Annotated in this window: 16 protein-coding genes; 9 read left to right on the top strand and 7 right to left on the bottom strand. The window is 33.9% G+C overall.

Translation table 11 applies throughout. The features are described 5' to 3' along the window. Positions 1-27: 27 nt before the first annotated feature. The 5 genes from ABD077_RS09700 to ABD077_RS09680 all read left to right on the top strand — a co-directional run bounded on the left by ABD077_RS09700 (position 28) and on the right by ABD077_RS09680 (position 6,401). Positions 28-3,195 (top strand): SusC/RagA family TonB-linked outer membrane protein, encoded by a 3,168-nt coding sequence (locus tag ABD077_RS09700; RefSeq protein ID WP_343912125.1) that lies wholly within the window; start codon positions 28-30, stop codon positions 3,193-3,195. 11 nt (positions 3,196-3,206) lie between these two features. After that, positions 3,207-4,517, top strand: coding sequence for a RagB/SusD family nutrient uptake outer membrane protein (locus ABD077_RS09695; protein ID WP_343912124.1), 1,311 nt, complete (start codon positions 3,207-3,209; stop codon positions 4,515-4,517). A gap of 211 nt (positions 4,518-4,728) precedes the next feature. After that, positions 4,729-5,850 (top strand): GTP cyclohydrolase, encoded by a 1,122-nt coding sequence (locus ABD077_RS09690; protein ID WP_299602221.1) that lies wholly within the window; start codon positions 4,729-4,731, stop codon positions 5,848-5,850. A 104-nt stretch (positions 5,851-5,954) separates the two neighbouring features. Next, positions 5,955-6,146, top strand: a complete 192-nt coding sequence (locus tag ABD077_RS09685; protein WP_299895914.1) for a hypothetical protein — start codon at positions 5,955-5,957, stop codon at positions 6,144-6,146. Between the two features lie 60 nt (positions 6,147-6,206). Next, positions 6,207-6,401: a hypothetical protein gene (locus tag ABD077_RS09680; RefSeq protein ID WP_343912123.1), complete on the top strand. Its 195-nt coding sequence runs from the start codon at positions 6,207-6,209 to the stop codon at positions 6,399-6,401. A 343-nt stretch (positions 6,402-6,744) separates the two neighbouring features. Here the strand turns inward: ABD077_RS09680 and capB are convergent, their stop codons facing one another. The 3 genes from capB to ABD077_RS09665 form a co-directional block, all read right to left on the bottom strand. Next, on the bottom strand, positions 6,745-8,004 hold the full coding sequence (gene capB / locus ABD077_RS09675) for a cysteate-C-fatty acyltransferase (protein ID WP_343912121.1): 1,260 nt from the start codon (positions 8,002-8,004) through the stop codon (positions 6,745-6,747). A gap of 148 nt (positions 8,005-8,152) precedes the next feature. Then, positions 8,153-9,193: a cysteate synthase gene (capA, locus tag ABD077_RS09670; RefSeq protein ID WP_343912120.1), complete on the bottom strand. Its 1,041-nt coding sequence runs from the start codon at positions 9,191-9,193 to the stop codon at positions 8,153-8,155. A 91-nt stretch (positions 9,194-9,284) separates the two neighbouring features. Continuing rightward, positions 9,285-11,345 (bottom strand): S9 family peptidase, encoded by a 2,061-nt coding sequence (locus ABD077_RS09665; protein ID WP_343912119.1) that lies wholly within the window; start codon positions 11,343-11,345, stop codon positions 9,285-9,287. A 147-nt stretch (positions 11,346-11,492) separates the two neighbouring features. Here ABD077_RS09665 and ABD077_RS09660 point away from each other — a divergent pair, with 147 nt between their 5' ends. Further along, a complete protein-coding gene (locus ABD077_RS09660) occupies positions 11,493-11,816 on the top strand; it encodes a YbaB/EbfC family nucleoid-associated protein (RefSeq protein WP_343912118.1) in 324 nt (107 codons plus the stop codon). Between the two features lie 65 nt (positions 11,817-11,881). Here the strand turns inward: ABD077_RS09660 and ABD077_RS09655 are convergent, their stop codons facing one another. Then, entirely contained in the window at positions 11,882-12,985 is a 1,104-nt protein-coding gene (locus tag ABD077_RS09655) for an OmpA family protein (protein WP_343912117.1), read from the bottom strand. A 235-nt stretch (positions 12,986-13,220) separates the two neighbouring features. On the opposite strand from ABD077_RS09655, the gene ABD077_RS09650 reads away from it, so the two are divergent. Further along, positions 13,221-13,541: a YegP family protein gene (locus ABD077_RS09650; protein ID WP_299602241.1), complete on the top strand. Its 321-nt coding sequence runs from the start codon at positions 13,221-13,223 to the stop codon at positions 13,539-13,541. A gap of 55 nt (positions 13,542-13,596) precedes the next feature. Here the strand turns inward: ABD077_RS09650 and ABD077_RS09645 are convergent, their stop codons facing one another. Further along, positions 13,597-14,613, bottom strand: coding sequence for a threonine aldolase family protein (locus ABD077_RS09645; RefSeq protein ID WP_343912116.1), 1,017 nt, complete (start codon positions 14,611-14,613; stop codon positions 13,597-13,599). Between the two features lie 55 nt (positions 14,614-14,668). Continuing rightward, positions 14,669-17,077, bottom strand: coding sequence for a zinc-dependent metalloprotease (locus ABD077_RS09640; RefSeq protein WP_343912115.1), 2,409 nt, complete (start codon positions 17,075-17,077; stop codon positions 14,669-14,671). A gap of 109 nt (positions 17,078-17,186) precedes the next feature. On the opposite strand from ABD077_RS09640, the gene prfB reads away from it, so the two are divergent. Both prfB and arsC read left to right on the top strand, forming a co-directional pair. Next, positions 17,187-18,285 (top strand): peptide chain release factor 2 gene (gene prfB / locus ABD077_RS09635; RefSeq protein ID WP_343912114.1). Its coding sequence is split into 2 segments (ribosomal slippage): positions 17,187-17,249 and positions 17,251-18,285, totalling 1,098 coding nucleotides; the frame shifts between segments, so codons are not numbered across the junction. A gap of 9 nt (positions 18,286-18,294) precedes the next feature. Continuing rightward, entirely contained in the window at positions 18,295-18,636 is a 342-nt protein-coding gene (gene arsC, locus ABD077_RS09630; protein WP_343912113.1) for an arsenate reductase (glutaredoxin), read from the top strand. A 58-nt stretch (positions 18,637-18,694) separates the two neighbouring features. Here the strand turns inward: arsC and ABD077_RS09625 are convergent, their stop codons facing one another. Further along, positions 18,695-21,334, bottom strand: a complete 2,640-nt coding sequence (locus ABD077_RS09625) for a DUF5011 domain-containing protein (protein WP_343912112.1) — start codon at positions 21,332-21,334, stop codon at positions 18,695-18,697. Between the last annotated feature and the right edge of the window lie 9 nt (positions 21,335-21,343).

The following is a 21,343-nucleotide window of genomic DNA, read 5'->3' as shown; positions in this document are numbered from 1 at the left end:
GTGCTTATTTCTAAAATAAACTAAACAATGAAACGATTACTTGTAAAATTTAAAAGCTTTTTAATGTTTACGCTATTGTTATTGTATCATTTTAACTCCTATGCTCAACAAGGTTATGAGTTAACTGGTATTGTAACATCCGTAGAAACAAATACGCCTATACCGGGCGTCAGTGTTCTGGTTAAAGGGACCTCTAACGGTACAGTTACAGATTTTGATGGAAAATATACAATTCAGGTATCCTCAGGAGATGTACTTCAGTTTACCTACATAGGACTTACCACCCAAACTATTACAATATCCAACCAAACAACTTTAAATGTGAAAATGGAAGAAGATTCCGAAGCATTAGAAGAAATAGTTGTTGTAGGATATGGAACTAGAAAGAAATCGCACAATACAGGCGCTATTGCTCAAGTTAAAGGGAGCGATGTTGCAGCAATACAAGCAACCCGTGTGGATGAAGCCTTGGCGGGTAAATTATCTGGTGTACTTATACAAAATCAAAATCCTGAGCCAGGTGCCAATCCAAAAATTCAAGTACGTGCGGCTTCTTCTCTTTCCGGAGATTCTGGACCATTAATCATCGTAGATGGTTATCAAATCTCAGGAAATTTGGCTACTGTAAATCCTAGCGACATTGAAAGTTTGGAAGTATTAAAAGATGCAGCTTCTGCTGCTATTTACGGAGCAAATGGTGCGAACGGAGTTATTTTGGTAACAACAAAAAAGGGTAAATCTGGAAGACCACAATTTAGTTATAATTCATTTATTAGTATTTCCAATAAATACCGCAAAAACATCTTAAAATCAGGACCTGAATGGGCTGCATTTTCAAGACAGGAAATTGCTGCTGGTAATTGGGATTTATCACAAATTGACCCAGCTTTCGTAGAATACCGATTAAGAGCATATGAAAATTCTCCTGGAGCCATTAGTCCAGAAGACTGGTTGTTCAGAACTGGTGTTACCACTAATCATGATTTTAGTATGTCCGGTGGTTCCGAAAACTCGAAGTTTTTCGGATCTGTAGGATATCAAAATGCAGAAGGGGTAGCAATAACCCAAGGGTTTGAAAGATTTAATGCACGATTAAATATCGACACCCAATCTGGTGAAAAATTTAAGGCTGGATTAAGCTTTAACGGTTTTGCATCTAGAAGAGACATCTTAGCGCACGATATGAGAGATCTATTAAGAGCGTATGGTGTTCATCCTGTTTATCATACAGCAGAATCTATAGCATTCGTGCAAGCATTAGATGCAGAGGCACAAGGATTAGGTTTATCACCTTTTGATGACGGCTATAGAGGTGGTATTGGTCCAACAAGTATCTATGAATTACAACCAGGAGATAGAGTTGATGATTGGCATTACGGTAGAGATAATAATGGAATTGGGGGTTCAGGTGATGCTGGACCTGCTCAAAAATTAGATAATGCAGATGCTTGGCAAAAAGTTTATTTCGCAAATCTTTCATCCTATATACAGTATGAAATCATGGATGGTTTATTTTTAAAGACCGCCTTAGGAGGAGATTTTAATAATACCCAAAACTACTATTATCAAGGTTTAGGAGCAGATTCCAGAGCTCGTACCGATCAAACGGATTTAGACGAAAGTACTAGAAACGCCTCATCTATTTTAAGCACCACCACATTAAACTATAATAAACTTATAGGCAAACATGATATTGATGCAGTGATTGGTTACGAATTTTTAAATAACTACATTACTGGCACTTCACTTGTAGGTACTAATGTTCCCAATAGTGATATTATCAACTACAATCTATTAAATCCAGAAGATATTACTACAACGGAAACTGAAATCACGAGAGCACGAAAAAGTGTTTTTGGTAGAGTACAATATGCATATGACAATCGTTATTTAGTATCCGCTTCACTTAGAAGAGATGGAGATTCTCGTTTCGGAGCCAATAAACAGTATGGAGTTTTTCCTGCTATGTCCTTAGGTTGGAATGTTCATAACGAGAACTTTTGGAAATCAAATGCTTTAAGTCTTCTAAAATTAAGATTTAGCACAGGTTCTCTAGGAACCAGTTCATTCTTAAATGATTTTGATGCGCAAAGTCTTTTAAATCCTATTCCTACTGTTTTCGGTACTGGATTTGGAATTTCTGGAAATGTAAATAACCCTGATTTAACCTGGCAAACGAATACAGAAACAAATTATGGTATTGATTTAGGGTTTGTTAATAATCGTTTTAGACTAAGCGTAGACTATTATAATTCTGACATCGAAGACATGCTAATAGGGAGCACTGTGTCCTACACTACTGTTGGTCAACCTTCTATAATAGTAAACAACGGTGATATGACGAGCTCCGGACTAGAGCTTGAACTTTCAGCTAGTCTTATTCAAAATGAAAATTTTACATGGGATATTAATGCAAACCTAGCTACGGTGAATACAGAAATTACTGATCTAGACAATGTTGATGAACTACCTCAAATTCAATATGGTCAAAGTGGTAGAGGTCCTATATTTAGAAATTATGTAGGTGGAGAAATTGGTGAAATGTGGGGCTTAGAAACTATTGGTGAAGTAGAAATGAGGTTTTTAGAAGATCCTACAAGACACCCTAATAATACTTCGGGAGAATCCTATGTAGTTGATCAAAATGGAGATGGAGTTATCGATAGCGATGATTATGTAAAAATAGGTCAAGCAACACCCGATTTTTATTGGGGATTAAATTCCTCTATAAGCTATAAGGCTTTTGATTTCTCTATGCAATGGCAGGGATCCCACGGAGCAGAAGTCTATAATATTGATCCTCTTTACTATGAATCACAATGGTCTGGTAGGTTGGTAGATACTTTTGATGCAAATGATGATGGGATCGCAGATCATAATGGAGAGCACTATATAGGTAATAGAAGGCAAACCGATCATGGTATTCAAGATGCTTCGTACATAGCGTTAAGAAATTTAACTATAGGCTATACTTTAAATAGAGAATTAATAAGCAAAATAGGTTTGAATTCTCTTAGAATTTATGCAGCCTCTACCAACCTATTATACATCTGGGGAGATGATTACACTTCATATAATCCAGAAGGTATTGAAACCGGAAATAGCGGTTACGCAGGTCCGACGACATATGGAGTTCAGGTTGGTGCAAGCCCTATCATAAGAAGTTTTACGTTTGGCTTGAATGTTAATTTTTAAAAAAGAAAAAAATGAAAAAAATCATTTTATTATTGGCAATGTCCTTATTCATCACTGCTTGTGAAGATTTAGACCAGGTGCCATCAAATATCGCAAATTCAGACTCATTAACTGATTTTGAAGGTGTCCTAAATGCAGCATACTTTTATCAATTAGGTTCAGTAACTCCAATGGCAGTAATGGGAGATTTTAGAGCTGATAATGCATTAATGATAGAAGAACCTTTCCCATCTTTTGATAGATTTAATAGTGATCTCATTGTTATGGAAGATCAGTTCTTTGAACCGTTTTATATTGCCTTGTATAGATCAATTTTAAGTGCAAACAATGTTATTGAAAATTCAGCAAATACAACAGATGTTGGTGAAGCAAAGTTTTTAAGAGCTTTATCATACTTTAAGCTAGTGCGTGTTTTTGGAGATGTTACTGTAAATCTAAGTTCTGGAGATCTTAGCTTAGATTTAACAAGACAGCCAGCTGCGGACATTTACAATAATATTATTATCCCAGACTTACAAGATGCCATATCAGTTCTAAATAATTCTGGCTTATCAAACGGTAGAGCTACCCAAATAGCTGCTCAAGGTTTATTAGGGAAAGTTTACATGCAAATAGGCGACTTTACTAGTGCAGAATCTCATCTCGCAGCTGTGGTAAATGGTGCAGCAGATGCAGGCGTAACTTTACAGGCTAACTTTGCTGATATTTTTGGGGATGCCAATGATTTAAACTCTGAGATTCTTTTTGCTACTCAAGTATCAAGCTCAATTCCAGATGAATATGGTTTTACAGAGTTTACAGGTTGGTATATTGGTAATGATTCAAAATCTTTTGAACCATTGGACTTAGATTTAGTCGCTGCATTTGATGCGGCAGGTGATGTTAATAGAAAAGCTCTCACGGTGGATGAAGATGCAGTTAGAGGAATAAAGTATCTATCCGAAAATCCAGATCAAGATTGGATCGAATTGAGATTAGCAGATGTTATTTTATTGTATGCAGAAGCACTTAATGAAAATAATAATGGAGATGGATCTCAATCAGCAACTATTTTAAGTCTACTAGATGATATTAGAACTAGAGCTGGTTTAGCCAGTTTAAGCGGTACCGCAAATACACAAATAGAAGTTAGACAAGCTATCGCAGATGAAAGAAGATTAGAATTAGCCTTTGAAGGACAACGATGGTTTGATCTTGTTAGAACAGGTACCGTGGATGTGGAAATGGGAGAAACTGTTAATCCTAACTATTATGTGTTCCCAATTCCCGATTCCGAAATACTTGCTAGTAATGGTATCATTACTCAAAATCCTGGATACTAAAGTTGTGTGTGTTAAAAAACAATAGGTGAAATTATTGTTTGTTCAGTATCCTATACTCCATTAATCATTAATTTGATTAATGGAGTTTTTTTTTAAAAACATTTAAATTTCTAAATACAATAAACTTATTCTGTAATTTATTAAAATGATACAAATACGTTAAGATGTTTGACAAAAGCGTTATATATTTGCTATGAACTAGCGAAGTTGTATGATTACCATAAAAGAAATTACCTCCAAAGCAGATTTGACCACATTTGTTAAGTTTCCCTTTGAATTATATAAAGACTCTCCTTATTACGTTCCTTCGATTATTAAGGAAGAATTGGATGTAATGAACCCAAAAAAGAATCCTGTTTTTAAAAATGCAATAGCAAAATACTTTTTAGCATATCGCGACAATAAAATTGTAGGTAGAATAGCAGCTATTATCAATTGGATTGAGGTAAAGGAACAAAAAAAGGCAAAAGTACGTTTTGGTTGGTTTGATGTAATTGATGATATCGAAGTTACAAAAGCACTTTTGGAAAAAGTTACTGAATTTGGAAAACAACATTCTTTAGAATATATGGAAGGGCCAGTAGGTTTTTCTAATATGGATAAAGCAGGTATCCTTATTAAGGGGTATGAAGAGCTTAATACCATGATCACTTGGTATAATTATCCATATTATAAAGAACATATGGAACAACTTGGTTTTGAAGATGCTGCAACTTGGGTTGAATATAAAATTAAAGTTCCAAAAGAAACTAAAGAAAAGGTTATTAAGTTTGCGAAAATAATTAAGGAGCGTTATCAACTTCAACTATTAAAGTTCAGGAAGAGTAAAGAGCTATTAAAATATGCTGATGATATGTTTGATCTACTTAATAAAACATATAGCAGTCTGCAGACCTTTGTGCCTATACAACAATATCAGGTAGAAATGTACAAGAAAAAGTACCTACCCTACTTAAATCCAGAATACATTACCTGTATTGCGGATAACACTGGAAAACTCATCGCTTTCTCCATTGTAATGCCTTCTTTTTCCAAAGCTTTAAAGAAAATGAATGGTAAAATCTATCCCTTAAAGTTTTTACATATCCTTAAAGCGCAACGCAGAAATGATACCGCTGCTTTCTACTTAATAGGGGTTGATCCAGAATATCAAAACAAAGGTGTTACTGCTTTGATATTTAAGGAAATGAACGAAACCTTTATTCGTAACGGAATTGAAATGGTAGAAACCAATCCCGAATTAGAAGAAAACAAGGCTATTCAGGCTCTTTGGAATGACTACGAACATGAGCAGCATAAAATGAGAAGGACTTACAGAAAATATTTTTCTTAACAAATCTTCAGTTATTTTAATAGATTTTTAATACAAAAAGTTTAAAATTTCCCCATTTATAGACTATTTTGGAAAGAAATATTATCTCTTTAAACCAAATAGTTATGATCAAAAACATTTTAAACTTAAACGGAGTTAAAGAACTCCAAAAACAACAACAATTATCTATTAACGGTGGTAGCAGTCCATATTGTGATTTTGGACCTTTAACCTTAGACTGTTCTATTAATACAGATGGTCGTTGTACTTGTATTAATGGAAGATGTGTACAAGGTCCAGAATATCACTGCCGATAAGAAATAGGTAGATCACTATTGTTTCATTACAAATCATTTTTAAACTTAAAATTCTCAATTATGTTACTCAACATTCTAAAAATTCAAGGTGTACAAAAATTAAATAAAACGGTACAAGAAAATATTAAAGGAGGTGATCATCTAAACACAGGCCGTTCCTTATGTTATAACGACTCTGATTGTATTACAAACCATATTTGTTGTACTGGAGTTTGTTTTAATCCCTTGATCGCATTTGAATTACCAAACTGTTAATTTCATTTGCATCGCTATCAGAAAACAAACATTTTGATAGACTTTCTATAAATAACTCTTAATCATTTTTTAAAATCAATATTATTGATTCGAAAACCTTTTAATAATGTTCAAAAAATATTTTAAAAATTGAAAATACGAGAATAAAAAAATAGGAGTTACAAAAAATTAAATGTGGAGATGGAGAAGTCATCTCTAATAGTTTGTTATGTTCTAGAACTTATATTCGTTATTGAGGAGGTTTTATTGATACATTGTATGTGATTTTAAGCTATCCATAACGAAACTAAAAAGCGCTATTTTATTAAATAGCGCTTTTTTTTGTTATATAATTGGTTATACGTTATTCTCCCATTGCTTCTGCAAGAGCAGCTGACATCTTTTTATAGGTTCCATTTTCTAAAGATTCTCGAATAGCCGAAAAAGCATTCAATGTATCTTCTACATCTTCTAAGGTATGAGAAGCGGTAGGTATCAATCTTAATAAAATCATTCCTTTAGGGATCACTGGATATACAACTATAGAGCAAAAGATTCCATGATTCTCTCTAAGATCTTTAACCAATGCCATTGCTTCAGGTATACTACCTTTCAAGTATACTGGTGTTACGCAACTTTGTGTAGTTCCTAAATCAAAACCTCTATCTCGTAGTCCGTTTTGTAAAGCGTTTACATTTCTCCATAACTTTGCTTTTAGTTCTGGCATAGTTCTAAGCATATCTAAACGCTTAAGTGCACCAACAACTAATTGCATCTGTAATGATTTTGCAAACATTTGAGATCTTAGATTATACTTTAAATAATCTATAATTTCCTGATCTGCAGCGATGAATGCTCCTGTACTAGCCATAGATTTCGCGAAAGTTGCAAAATACACATCGATATCGTCTTGTACCCCTTGTTCTTCACCTGTACCGGCTCCTGTAGCACCTAAGGTTCCAAAACCATGAGCATCATCTACAAATAATCTAAAGTTATATTTCTCTTTTAGAGCTACAATTTCTTTTAATCGTCCTTGCTCACCACGCATTCCAAAAACACCTTCAGAGATTAATAATATCCCTCCTCCTGTTTTCTGAGCCATTCTAGTAGCTCTCATAAGGTTTTTTTCGATACTTTCTATATCGTTATGCCTGTACGTATATCGCTGTCCTTGATGCAATCTAACTCCATCAATAATACAAGCATGAGCATCTACATCATAAACAATAATATCATCTTTACTAACCAATGCATCAATGGTAGACACCATTCCCTGATATCCAAAATTTAACAAATAAGCAGCCTCTTTATGTACAAATTCTGCAAGTTCATTCTGTAATTGTTCATGAAGATCTGTGTGACCACTCATCATTCTAGCGCCCATTGGATATGCCGATCCATAAGCAGCAGCGGCCTCAGCATCAATTTTACGGACTTCCTCCATATTTGCCAGTCCTAAATAGTCATTGATACTCCAGGTAACTACTTCTCTACCCTGAAACTTCATTCTATTTGATATTGGACCTTCTAATTTAGGAAATACAAAATATCCCTCTGCTTGATCCGCCCATTTCCCTAGAGGCCCTTTGTCTTTGTATATTTTATCAAATAAATCTCTCATCTACCGTAAATTTGATTTCTTTAAGTGTGCGAAAATACAGAAAATTGACGTGATACCATAATAATATACCAATTCACTACAATATCTATTTTTCACAAAAAAAGCATCTGTAAACTATCAGATGCTCTAGTTTATTTTTTATTAAATTTTATTTCACAAACTGGACTTTCGTAGCATCTTCTTCATGTACACTATCAAAAAATCCTTGTTCCATCATCCAATCATCGCTAAATACTTTACTCATATAACGAGATCCATGATCAGGCAATATTACAATTACATTACTATTTTCGTCAAACTCGCCTTGTTTAGCTAATTGCTTTATACCCTGTATTGCCGCACCACTGGTATATCCCAGAAACATCCCCTCTTTTCTAACCAATTCTCTGGCAGTATGCGCACTATCCTCATCACTTACCTTTTCGAATTTATCAATAATATCAAAATCCGTAGCGGTAGGTATTAGGTTTTTCCCTAAACCTTCTATTCGATAAGGATAAATCTCGTCTTCATCAAACTCCTTAGTTTCGTGATATTTTTTTAATACTGATCCATAAGCATCAATACCTAGAACACGTATGTCACTATTTTGTTCTTTTAAATATCTTGCAGTTCCAGAAATAGTACCTCCTGTCCCACAGCAAGCAACAAAATGAGTAACATTACCTCCAGTTTGTTTCCATATTTCAGGCCCCGTAGAATTATAATGAGCATCAATATTTAACTCATTAAAATACTGATTGATATAAACAGAACCTTTTATTTCTTCATGTAACCTTTTTGCAACTTGGTAATAAGATCGAGGATCATCCGCGCTAACATGTGCTGGGCAAACATAGACCTTTGCTCCCATGTTTTTAAGCATAGCGATTTTATCTTTTGAAGATTTGGAACTAACTGCAAGAATACAATCATATCCTTTAATCACGCTTACCATTGCCAGACTAAATCCAGTATTACCGCTTGTAGTTTCAATAATGGTATCACCTGGTTTCAGTATACCTTTTCTTTCTGCTTGTTCTATAATGTATAATGCTATCCTGTCTTTAGTAGAATGCCCTGGATTAAATGATTCTATTTTCGCATAGAAATTCCCAGGATAGCCTTTCATAACTCTGTTTAATTTTACAAGTGGTGTGTCACCTATAAGCTCTAAAACATTATTATAAGCTTGTATATTTTCTTTCATAAGGGTTGTGTTTTAACAAGTAAATAGAACTTAGTGAGGGGAGTCTATATACTGCTAGAAAAACATTACGAAGTTACGTTAATTTTTTTAATTAATGATTTATACCTTCTAAATCTAATAAAAAAGCATATTCCTCAGCTACCTCTTTTAAAGCTTCAAATCTTCCCGAAGCTCCACCATGACCTGCTTCCATATTTGTATGTAATAACAATAAGTTTTCGTCTATTTTTAATTCCCGAAGTTTAGCAACCCATTTTGCAGGTTCCCAATATTGAACCTGAGAATCATGTAAACCTGTCGTAACCAGCATATTAGGATAACTTTGAGCTACAACATTGTCATACGGAGAATACGATTTCATATATTCATAATATTCTTTTTCATTAGGGTTTCCCCACTCATCGTACTCGCCAGTAGTTAACGGAATTGTATCATCTAGCATAGTAGTCACTACATCTACAAAAGGAACTGCTGCTACAACTCCATTATATAACTCAGGAGCCATATTCACGATAGCTCCCATTAATAGGCCTCCTGCAGAACCTCCCATAGCATAGAGATGTTTTGTAGAAGTATATCCTTCATCTATTAAAAACCTCGAACAATCTATAAAATCAGTAAATGTATTCTTCTTTTTAAATAGTTTACCATCTTCATACCACGAACGACCAAGATACTCTCCGCCTCTAATATGAGCGATTGCATAGATAAATCCTCTATCTAATAAACTTAATCTCACTGTAGAAAAATACGGATCTATCGTAGAGCCATAAGATCCATAAGCATATTGTAACAAAGGATTACTCCCATCTTTTTTAATTCCTTTTTTATAAACTAATGAAATCGGAATCCGAGTTCCATCTTTGGCATTTGCCCATACACGTTCGGAAACATAATTAGCTTTATCAAATTTTCCACCTAAAACTTCTTGTTCTTTTTTGACATGTTTTTCTTTTGATTCCATATCAAAATCAATTACAGAATTTGGCGTAGTCAAAGAATTGTAAGCGTATCTAAGGATTTTAGTATCAAAATCGACATTTGTGCTAACGTAAGCGGTATAAGTTTCATTATCAAAAGGAAGATAATAATCTTCTTTACCATCCCATCTTTTAATATTTATCTTATTTAAACCATTATGTCGCTCACTGATTACCAAATACTCCTTGAAAATATCTACATCTTCTAGCAATACATCTTTGCGATGAGGAATAAGATCCTTCCAATACTTTTTTGAAGTATTTTCTTCGGAAACTTGCATCAATTTAAAATTCTTAGCTTCATCTGCATTCGTAAGCACATAAAAGTTACCTTCATAATGTGCTATTCCATATTCTAAACCTCTAATACGCTCCTGAAACACCTTAAAATCACCTGTAGGGTCATCTGCCTTGAGAATATGATATTCTGATGTTAAAGTGCTACTGGAACCGATTACCAAATATTGTTTAGATTTGGTTTTGTACACAAAAGTATTAAAGGTGTCGTCAGACTCATGATACACTTCTATATCCTTAGATGAATCTGTATTAAGAATATGCCTATATATTTTATGTGACCTTAAGGTCTCATCGTCTTTCTTTGTATAGAATAAGGTTTTACTATCTGCAGCCCAAGTACTTCCCCCTGTTGTGGTTTCAATTATTTCAGGATATATCTCTCCAGTAATCAGATTTTTAATTCTAATAGTATATTTCCTTCTACTTAAAGTATCTACACCAAATGCGATTAAAGTATTATCTGGACTTACATTTAGACCTACCATTTTAAAATAGGAATGTCCTTCAGCCTCTTTATTACAATCAAATAAAATTTCTTCTTTTGCATCGAGACTTCCTTTTTTTCTTGCATAAATAGGATAATCCTTTCCAGTTTCATAACGAGTTATATACCAATAACCATTTAGTTTGTATGGTACCGAGGAATCATCTTCTTTGATACGACTTTTCATTTCTTCAAAAAGGTTTTTTTGAAAATCATTGGTATGCCCCATCATCTTTTCGTTATACTCATTCTCTTGCTCTAGATACTTAATTACTTCAGGATTTTCCTTATCATTTAACCAAAAATAATTATCAATACGAACATCACCATGTTTTTCTAAATGAGTAGCTTTCTTTTCTGCAACGGGATTCTTAATTTTTATCTGCAATTTCTTGATATTTATTTGAACTATACGAAGATGCAAAAGTAAGAGTTACCATTTATATAACCCTTAGACTTTTAGCATAAATCTCTTAGTTTATTAACAGGTAAAATACTAATTTTGTTCTTAATAAATTCTAAAAAAATAAAATCGATGTTTGGAGATATGATGGGAATGATGGGTAAGTTAAAGGAAACCCAGAAAAAAGTTGAAGAAACTAAAAAAAGATTAGATACTGTTATGGTAGATGAATCTAGTTCTGATAATCTACTTAAAATTACTATTACAGCAAATAGAGAAGTTAAAAGCATTTCTATTGCAGATGAGCTGTTAAATGACAAAGAACAATTAGAGGATTATCTAATTCTAACAATGAATAAGGCAATAGCCAAAGCTACATCTGTTAATGAGACAGAATTAGCTGCAGTTGCTAAAGAAGGAATGCCTAATATACCAGGGTTAGATCTTTTTAAATAAACTGAATCTATACAAATAAAAAAAGGAAGCAAATTGCTTCCTTTTTTTATTCCTTTAACCGTAAATTAGTTGTTAATCAATCTAAATTCAGTTCTACGGTTAGCCGCATGCTGACGCTCAGTACAAGAAACACCATCAGAACATCTGTTCTTTAATCTTGTTTCTCCATATCCGTTAGCTACTAATCTACTTCCGTTTATTCCTTTAGACAATAAATAAGTTACAACTGCTTGCGCTCTTCTTTCAGAAAGACTTTTGTTACTAGACTTTGATCCTCTAGCATCCGTATGCGATGCAATCTCCATTTTAGCTCCTGGATTATTTGCTAATACTGGCATTAATCTAGTATCGATTATACTTTTTGCCTGAGAAGTAAGCGTAGCACTACCTAAATTCCAGTTGATTGGTAAAGCAGAATATTCTACTAATGAACACTCAACTTCTTTCCAAGTAGTTAAACCTCCTTTTTGAGTAAGTACTTCTTTGCTTACTGATTTAAAAGTAGCTGGAACTACTACTTCTTCGCTATATGCATCTTTTACCATTACTGTTTTAGTAATTGTTGCATACTCTGCAGGAATAACTTCTTCAATCACTTTTGCAGGCTCAGCAATTACTCTTTTAGTATAAGTACTTGTTAGTTCATCTATTGGAGTACTACTTGTAGATGCATCTGAAGTCAATGTTTGTACTGCAACTGTAGTAAATTCTGCAGGATACCCTTTATAACACCAGTAACGACAATCATCTGGGTTACTAGATGCACAATCAGGTGCAGGAGAACCAAGTTCCCATTGAGCATAGGCAGGCTTAATTTCTAAAGTTTCTGAACCTTTTCCAAATTTTGCAGGAATCACAGATAACTTAGATGCTTTTTGCTTCTTAATAAAAGTTACTGTTTCATTTTTATATTTTGCAGGCACGTAAGTAAACTTCTTAGTTTCCTCTTTTACTAGAACTCTTTCAGTTACCTTTTCGAATGTAGCAGGAAATGTTTTTAATTTTCTGTACTCAGGTGTTAGTTGTACTTGTACTGTTTGATTTTCATAAATATCAGGAGTGGTACAACGTACATAACATTTTCCAGGTTCTGGATTTGCAGGAAGGTCTTGAGCCTGTGCAGCTACACCTACGAATGCAAGGAAAATAAGTAAAATACGATTTTTCATGTTTGATGATTTTTGTGGTTATTATTATGTTACACTTAAAGGTACAAATTTATCCACATCAAAAAGAAATGTTAAAATTAAGATTCCAAAAAAAGAAAGCATTTTCGACGTATTGTTTTTTTACTCGATAAAATGCTCAAAAAGGTACTTTTTTGAAGTTTTAATCATTTTTGTTTTTCCTTTTATTTCTATACTTTTATAGAAATCAGTTAACATTTTAAAAAACAACTATAATATGTTTGAACTCAAAAATAAAGAGGGATCTAATTTTCATTTTACGCTTAAAGCTAAAAACGGACAGGTAATTCTGAGCAGCGAAGTATATAATAGCAAGGCGGCGGCTGTTAATGGAATTGCTTCTGTACAGAAAAACTCATCTGAAGATGGTAGATATGAAAGAAAAACTTCAAAAGACGGTAAGTTTTATTTTAATCTAAAAGCAGGAAATGGTCAAATAATTGGAAGTAGTCAAATGTATACTTCTGAATCAGGAATGGAAAACGGAATAAATTCTGTAAAAGAAAATGCTCCTGGAGCGGACACAAAAGAGATATAAAATTCTTAATTAGAATTAAAAGGCTGTTTGAGATCATCAAACAGCCTTTTTTATTTTAAACTTTCGTCAACACATCGTTTACAAAATATTCATGCATTTGGGTAGTGTAATCTAAATGAGTAACGAACCTAAGCTTTCCTTGCCCCATCCCATAAAAATGAATGTTTTTTTCTGCCATCTGTGCTATAAATTCTTCTTCATTTCTATCTATAGTGAATATAATTATATTCGTATCTATTGGTTCCACACTTTTCACAAAGGATAACTTTTCCAACACTTCACCTATTTCTGTAGCTTTTTTATGATCTTCAATTAATCGATCCATATGATTATCTAAGGCATAAATCCCAGCTGCAGCCATGTACCCTACTTGCCTCATTCCTCCACCTAATACCTTTCTAACTCTTATAGCGTTTTGCATATATTCTTTTTTCCCGACTAGTACAGAACCCATAGGAGCTCCTAAACCTTTGCTTAAACATACAGATATCGTATCAAACACTTCTCCATACTGTTGAAAACGCTGATTTTTAGCAATAATCGCATTCCATAATCTTGCTCCATCCAAATGATATCCCAAGTTATGTTCTTTACAAACACTTTTTATCCTTAAAATTTCATCAAAATCGTAACACGCTCCTCCTCCTTTATTAGTAGTATTTTCTATACACACCAAACTTGTTAGTGGACTATGGTAAAAATCTGGTGGGTTGATAGATGATTCCACTTGATCTGCAGTAATCATTCCTCTATGCCCATCAATCAACTTACAGGACACACCACTATTAAACGAAACACCTCCACCTTCATAATTATATACATGAGCATATTTATCTGCAATAAGTTGTTCACCAGGTTGTGTATGTAATTTAATTGCCGCTTGGTTAGCCATACTACCAGAAGGAAAGAACAAAGCCATATCCATACCGAACATGGTCGCTATTTTTTCTTCTAATAAATTTACTGTTGGGTCCTCTTTATATACATCATCTCCTACTTTGGCATTCATTATTGCTTCAAGCATTTGAGAAGTTGGTTTAGTGACAGTATCACTTCTGAGATCAATAATCATATTTTAGAATAAGTAATTTAGTTCTTAGATTTATTTTGGTAATACGCGAATACTATTAAAAATTACATTGGAAACTTCCTATAGGAGAACCATCAGGAATCTTAGGTGATGACATTGGTTTAAAATCTTTAGGATTAGCTATAAAATTCTCTATCTGTTTCACATAGTAGGCATTATAAACTCTATTTAATACGTTTGCATTTTGAGATTTTAATAGAGAACTTATTTTTTGCAACGAATTATAAGCGATAGCCTGTACTTGTGGATATGCGTTTTTATCATTACTTAATTTCATTAAATGTTTTAACGTATTATTTTTTACTACGTTCTGTATTTCATTATAATAATCACTTTTTGATTCCGAATTAAATACTTGTTGTATCAATCTATCAATCACTTCAGATGCCCCCAATGCATTTTTATTTAAACTTCTCTGTTGTACTAGTCTAGACACTCTTTGGTTATTTAACAACAAAGATAAACTCATATCACTTGCTGTAGATGCAGCGCTTAAGGCATCAAACCCTACTCCTGTTTTACTTTTAAAAGACTCTCTAGTACGATTATAACCAAAAGCGCGAGGTGGAAATAACCCTAGTTTACTTTCTGGAATTGCTAAAACTTCAGGAGATATAGTACGCAAAATCTGATCTAGTGCTTTCTTTTGTTCTTTTGCAGGAATTACTTCTACAATCGTTTGTCCATCACCTTTTGTTGCATAATTATAATTAAGCCCTCCTATTAATTTTACTGCAGCCTCCGTTTGATATCTGTGAAAAAAATACAATGGGACAAACACATCTTCCAAAACAGAATATGGCTCTCCTGTTCTAATGTTATCAACAGAAAAGTTATTAATCGCATGATTTCTTACTTCTAAAACACTCTTTAATTCTTCAGAAGCATTACTCCCATTATCCCATAAATGAGCTAAGCCGTGAGCTCCTCCTTGCGGTCTTGCATCACTATCAGATATAAAACGTAAACCCGAAGCATATGCCTTATCTAAAATCTTATTTAATTCCTTTTTCTCGTCGGCTTTATTAAACTCAGCATAGCTATAAGCTACAGTTACTTTATCCCAAACTCCTATCTTAGTATCGTAAGCATCAGAAAAATCAATCTGATTATCTTTTAATCTAATGGTAGGATGCGGATAATCCATAACGGATGCTCTATCACTAGTACTGGCTGCAAAATTATGAGCAAAACCTATAGTATGCCCCACTTCGTGAGCAGATAGCTGTCTTATTCTTGCTAAAGCCATTTCTAACATAGGCTTGTAATTATCATCATTATTAGCAAAAGGTTTATTAGATAATGCTTGCGCTATTAAGAAATCCTGACGAATTCTTAAACTTCCCAAGCTTACATGCCCTTTTAAAATTTCTCCTGTTCTTGGGTCTACCACACTTGCTCCATAACTCCAACCACGTGTAGAACGATGCACCCATTGAATTACGTTATATCGTAAATCCATCGGATCAGCATCCGACGGAAGCATTTTTACCTGAAAAGCATTTTTAAAACCAATCGCTTCATACGCCTGATTCCACCATCTAGCACCATCTAATAATGCAGACCTTACAGGTTCTGGTGTCCCAGGATCTAAATAATAAATGATAGGCTCTTTAGCTTCACTCATCTTTAGTTCTGGATTTTTCTTTTCTAATCGATGTCTTTTAATATATCTCTTAACGATAGGTGCTTGTATCGGAGTGGCATAATCCAAATAGGATATAGAAAGTGCTCCACTTCTAGGATCAAATTCACGTTTTCTATAATTATCATCTGGTAACTGCACAAAAGAGTGGTGTTGAGTAACCGTAAGAAATTTAGCATCGGGAGCAACTGACCAAATATTACCTCTTTTGGGAGTTCCTTTATAGGTCAAAAGTGCTTCAAATTCTACATTTTTTGGAAATGCCTTAGTTCTTCCCAAACTTAATGCACTTTTGCTCTTGTCTATACTATAATTACCTTCATTTTGATTTTTTAATCTATTAATTACTCCATGTGTGTCTTGCATCAAAAATGGAGTTAAATTAATTACATAAGAACCATTTTTATTTTCTTCTATTTTAAAACCGTATAAGACTGATTTCGCAAAGGCCTGTTCAACACTTTTCTTTTCTAATTTATTATTTGTTATTGCTCTATATCTTTGATTCGGTTGAACCAAGAGTAGTTTATTTCCTGCTTTAATAAATTTTACAATAACACCATTACCTATTTGCCCTCTATCCAATCCAATATCATTAGAGCCAAGCCCCGAAGCTAACGAGTGAACATATAAAAACTCTTTATCCAGTTTATTTACTTCTAAATATATAGCATCTTTACCCTCGCTATAATGAAAATCAAAGAAACCTTTGTATAACTTTAAATCTTTATGTGAATCTAAAAACTGAGCTGAAAGCGATTGTGCAACTATTAAGAAGAAGCAAGAAAAATATAGTCTCATTTAAAAATGATTAATGTGAATTACAAAAGAATTAAAACTATAAAATAATAGCAAAATTATTTCCTACTGAATTGTTAAATCCTATTTTTGTCAAAAATATAATCAAAATATGATCAATACTGAGACTTTACAAGATCTTAGAGAGCGCCTGGTTGCGTTAAGGAGGTATCTTTGACATTGATGCCAAACTAATCCAAATAGCCAACGAAGAAGAAAAAACGTATGCTCCAGATTTTTGGGATGATGCCCAAGAAGCAGAAAAAATAATGCGTGCTTTAAACTCTGAAAAGAAATGGGTTTCTGAGTATGAAAAAGGTGCAAGCCTTATCGATGATCTCGAAATATTGTTTGAGTTTTATAAAGAAGGGGATGCTACAGAAGAAGAAGTAAACAACAATCATCAAAAAGCTCTTGATTTAATTGAGAATCTAGAGTTTAAGAATATGCTTAGTGATGAAGGTGATAGCATGAGCGCTGTTCTTCAAATTACAGCGGGTGCTGGTGGAACCGAGAGTTGTGACTGGGCAAGTATGCTCATGCGCATGTATTTAATGTGGGCAGAGAAACAAGGTTTTAAAGTAAAAGAGTTAAACTATCAAGAAGGTGATGTTGCCGGTATTAAAACAGTGACTTTAGAAATCGAAGGAGAATATGCTTTTGGTTGGTTAAAAGGAGAAAATGGTGTACACCGTTTAGTACGTATTTCTCCATTTGATAGCAATGCAAAAAGACATACTTCATTTGCTTCAATATACGTTTACCCTCTAGCGGATGACAGTATTGAAATAGAGATCAATTCTTCGGACTACGAAATCATTACATCTAGATCCAGTGGAGCTGGTGGACAAAACGTTAATAAAGTAGAAACTAAAGTTCAACTTACTCATTTCCCTACCGGAATTCAAATATCATGTTCTGACTCCAGATCTCAACATGATAATAGAGAAAAAGCATTACAAATGCTAAAATCTCAACTTTTTGAACTGGAACTTAAAAAAAGACAGGCCCAAAGAGATGAGATTGAAGCCTCCAAAATGAAAATTGAATGGGGATCTCAAATTCGTAATTATGTCATGCACCCATACAAATTAGTTAAAGATGTAAGAACATCGGAAGAAACTGGAAATGTAGATGCTGTTATGGATGGTAATATTGACGCTTTTCTGAAAGCATACCTTATGATGATGGGACAAAAAAATGAAGACTAAAAGATAATTATGACAACAATATATCACAATCCTAGATGTAGTAAATCTAGACAGTGCTTAGCAATTCTTGAAGACAAAAAGGAAGATTTAGAAATTATAAAATATTTAGAAACACCTCTTACTAAAGATAAGCTTGAAGGTATTATTAACTTATTAGGTATAAAACCAATGGAATTAGTAAGAACTAATGAAGCCATATGGAAGCAAGAATTTAAAGGGAAAGATCTCCTAGATGATGAACTGATACAAATTATGGTAAGCCATCCTAAATTAATCGAAAGACCTATTGTAATAAAAAACAAGAGAGCTATTATCGGAAGACCACCAGAAAAAGTACTGGATATTTTATAATAAAAAACCTCGGAAATTATTTCCGAGGTTTTTTTATAAGATTATTTAGAATTTTATACTAACGCGGTATACCATTTCCAGCGGTCATATTATCCTGAAAAATCAAATTTCCGTTTACTGTAATAGTAAAACTTGTTCCGTTACCTGTTGAGCCCGCATCTGGATTATGAGATCCTGTAAAATTAGCTATACCGTCAGAAGGCATTGAGAAAGTAAAACCACTAGTTTCGTCTTGGCCATCTCCATCAGCATCTAAACACTGTGTTCCATTTGGTAATCCCCAACAAGTAATACCAATACCTAAACTAGCTCCAGCAGAATTTTCAGCTCTAATATTAGCATTTCCACTGGTATCTCCTCCAGATGTCATTGTTAACTCAACTGTAGCCCCAGAAGGTGCTGTAAGAACTCCGGTGGATAGATTAAAGTTTATATTAGATTCTACAATTACGGATCTTACAACTTCTGCTGCACTATTTCCGGCAGCATCCTGCACATTATATTGTACTGTATATGATCCAGGTACATTTACATTTACATTATCTGTAGTTTGAATAGACGCTGTAATATTACCGTCTACATTATCCGATGCAGTTGCTCCAGGATCATTATAGCTTGCACCCTGCAGTACTGTTATTGTAGATGCACCAATTAATGTAATAACCGGTGGCACATTATCTATTACCCTAACAGTTCTTGTTATTGTAGCAGTATTGTTTGAAGAATCTGTAACACTATAAGTTAATATATAATCTCCTGGTGTATTTACATCCACACTTCCTGATACTGTGATGTCCGCTGTTATATTACCATCTACATTATCACTAGCATTAGCGCCAGGATCTGTAAAAGTATTTCCAATATTCAGAATAAAAGGATTGGCACCCTCTAAGGTAATAACAGGACTAGTATTATCAATAACGTTAACAGTTCTAGTCACTTCTACATTATTTCCAGACGAGTCGGTAACGCTATACACAAGTGTATAAGAACCAAGTATAGTTACATCCACTGCCCCACTTACTTGTATCTGATCAGTTAAATCTCCATCAAGATCATCTGAAGCTGTTGCACCAGGATCAGTAAAAGTAGCACCAAAACTAACCTCTAAAGGATTATCTCCTACTAAGGTAATAACTGGTGGGTTATCATTAATAACATTAACCGTTCTAGAGGCTGAAACCTGATTACCGGCAGTATCACTTACCGTGTAAGTTAATTCATAAGTTCCAACTGTATTAGTATCAACCGACCCGGTTACCTGAATCTGCGAAGTAATATCTCCATCAACATTATCTGTAGCTGTAGCACCGGGATCATTAAAAGGGTTTCCTTGTAATACAATCAATGGATTATCTCCTGTTATTGTAATTACTGGGGCAACATTATCAATAACAATTACAATACGATTCACCGTTGAAGTGTTTCCTGAAGAATCTTGAACACTGTACACCAAGGTGTAAGTACCAGGAACATTAACATCTACAGAACCAGCAACTGTAATACTAGCTGAAATATCTCCGTCTATATCATCTGTAGCTGTTGCACCAGGATCAACAAATGTCTCTCCTACGTTTATAGTAATTTCAGCTGCACCTATTAATTCGATCATTGGTGGAGTTCCGTCCGGATCTCTATATGTCAAAGTTAAAGAAGCTTCTCTTGATACAGTAACTGTATTTGAATTATCTACCTGAAAACCTAAAATATGTTCCCCTTCAATAGTACCCACATAAGTACCAATACTTTCTCCTACCTGAATAGGAATATTATCCCCAGGTTCAAAAGTTTCTCCATTATACATTAAGCTTCCCGTATTAGAAGTACTATAATTCATAACATAGTTAGACATTCCGGTTGTTTCCGTTATATTAAAATTAATAGCAGCATCTGAATTTGTTGTAAATACAGTAGCATTTATATCAACTAAAGTTGCTGTAAATGTAAAATCAGGAGTTTCACCGACAACGATATTTAATAATTTAGATTTAGATACACCTAAACTACTCGTAACCGTGAATTCAACATCTACTGTTCCTAAAGTAACTCCTGTAAAGCGCCATCTAGAATCCCCAACTGCAATCTCCCTCAGGGTATCAGGCTCCAAATCCGTGTTATCAACACTAATCGTACCTGTTCCTTCTGTAGTTATATCAGTAGGTGAAATGAATGTATACTCTATTTCATAAGTCGCACTGCTAATTTCTTCAATAGACAAATCTAAATCAATCTCACCACTCACATAAGTCGTTTCCGAGCTAGGCACTACATCGAAAGTAAAATCTGTATCATTCACATTATATGTTAAAACAAATTCTTCTTCTCTTTCCTGCGCATCTCTTAATGTTACTGTAACTTTATTAACACCAACTAAAGTCCCAACATACTCTATGGTAAATTCAGGTCCGGCTGGTAGATCAACAAATTCATTTTCAGATATCTCTATTTCATTTAAGAAATAAGAGCCTGCCCCCTCTGTAACATCATATTTTATTTGATAATCTCCTGCCGCGATGTCATCAACACCTGAAATGGTAAATGTAGTTTCTTCTTCTGTGTCAACAAAGGCTTCAAAAGTTGTTTCGTTGAACTCTACCCTAAAAAAAACTAGTAAATCTTCTGTAATTTCTTTGTTACAAGCAATTAGTATGAAAACAAATACTAGTGCTGTTATTGTGTATTGAAAAGTTTTTTTCATTGATTTTAT

This window comes from Aquimarina litoralis (assembly GCF_039523995.1).
Lineage (GTDB): Bacteria > Bacteroidota > Bacteroidia > Flavobacteriales > Flavobacteriaceae > Aquimarina > Aquimarina litoralis.
The sequence above is the reverse complement of the archived record's forward strand: the minus strand, read 5'-3'. Positions and strand labels throughout refer to the sequence as shown.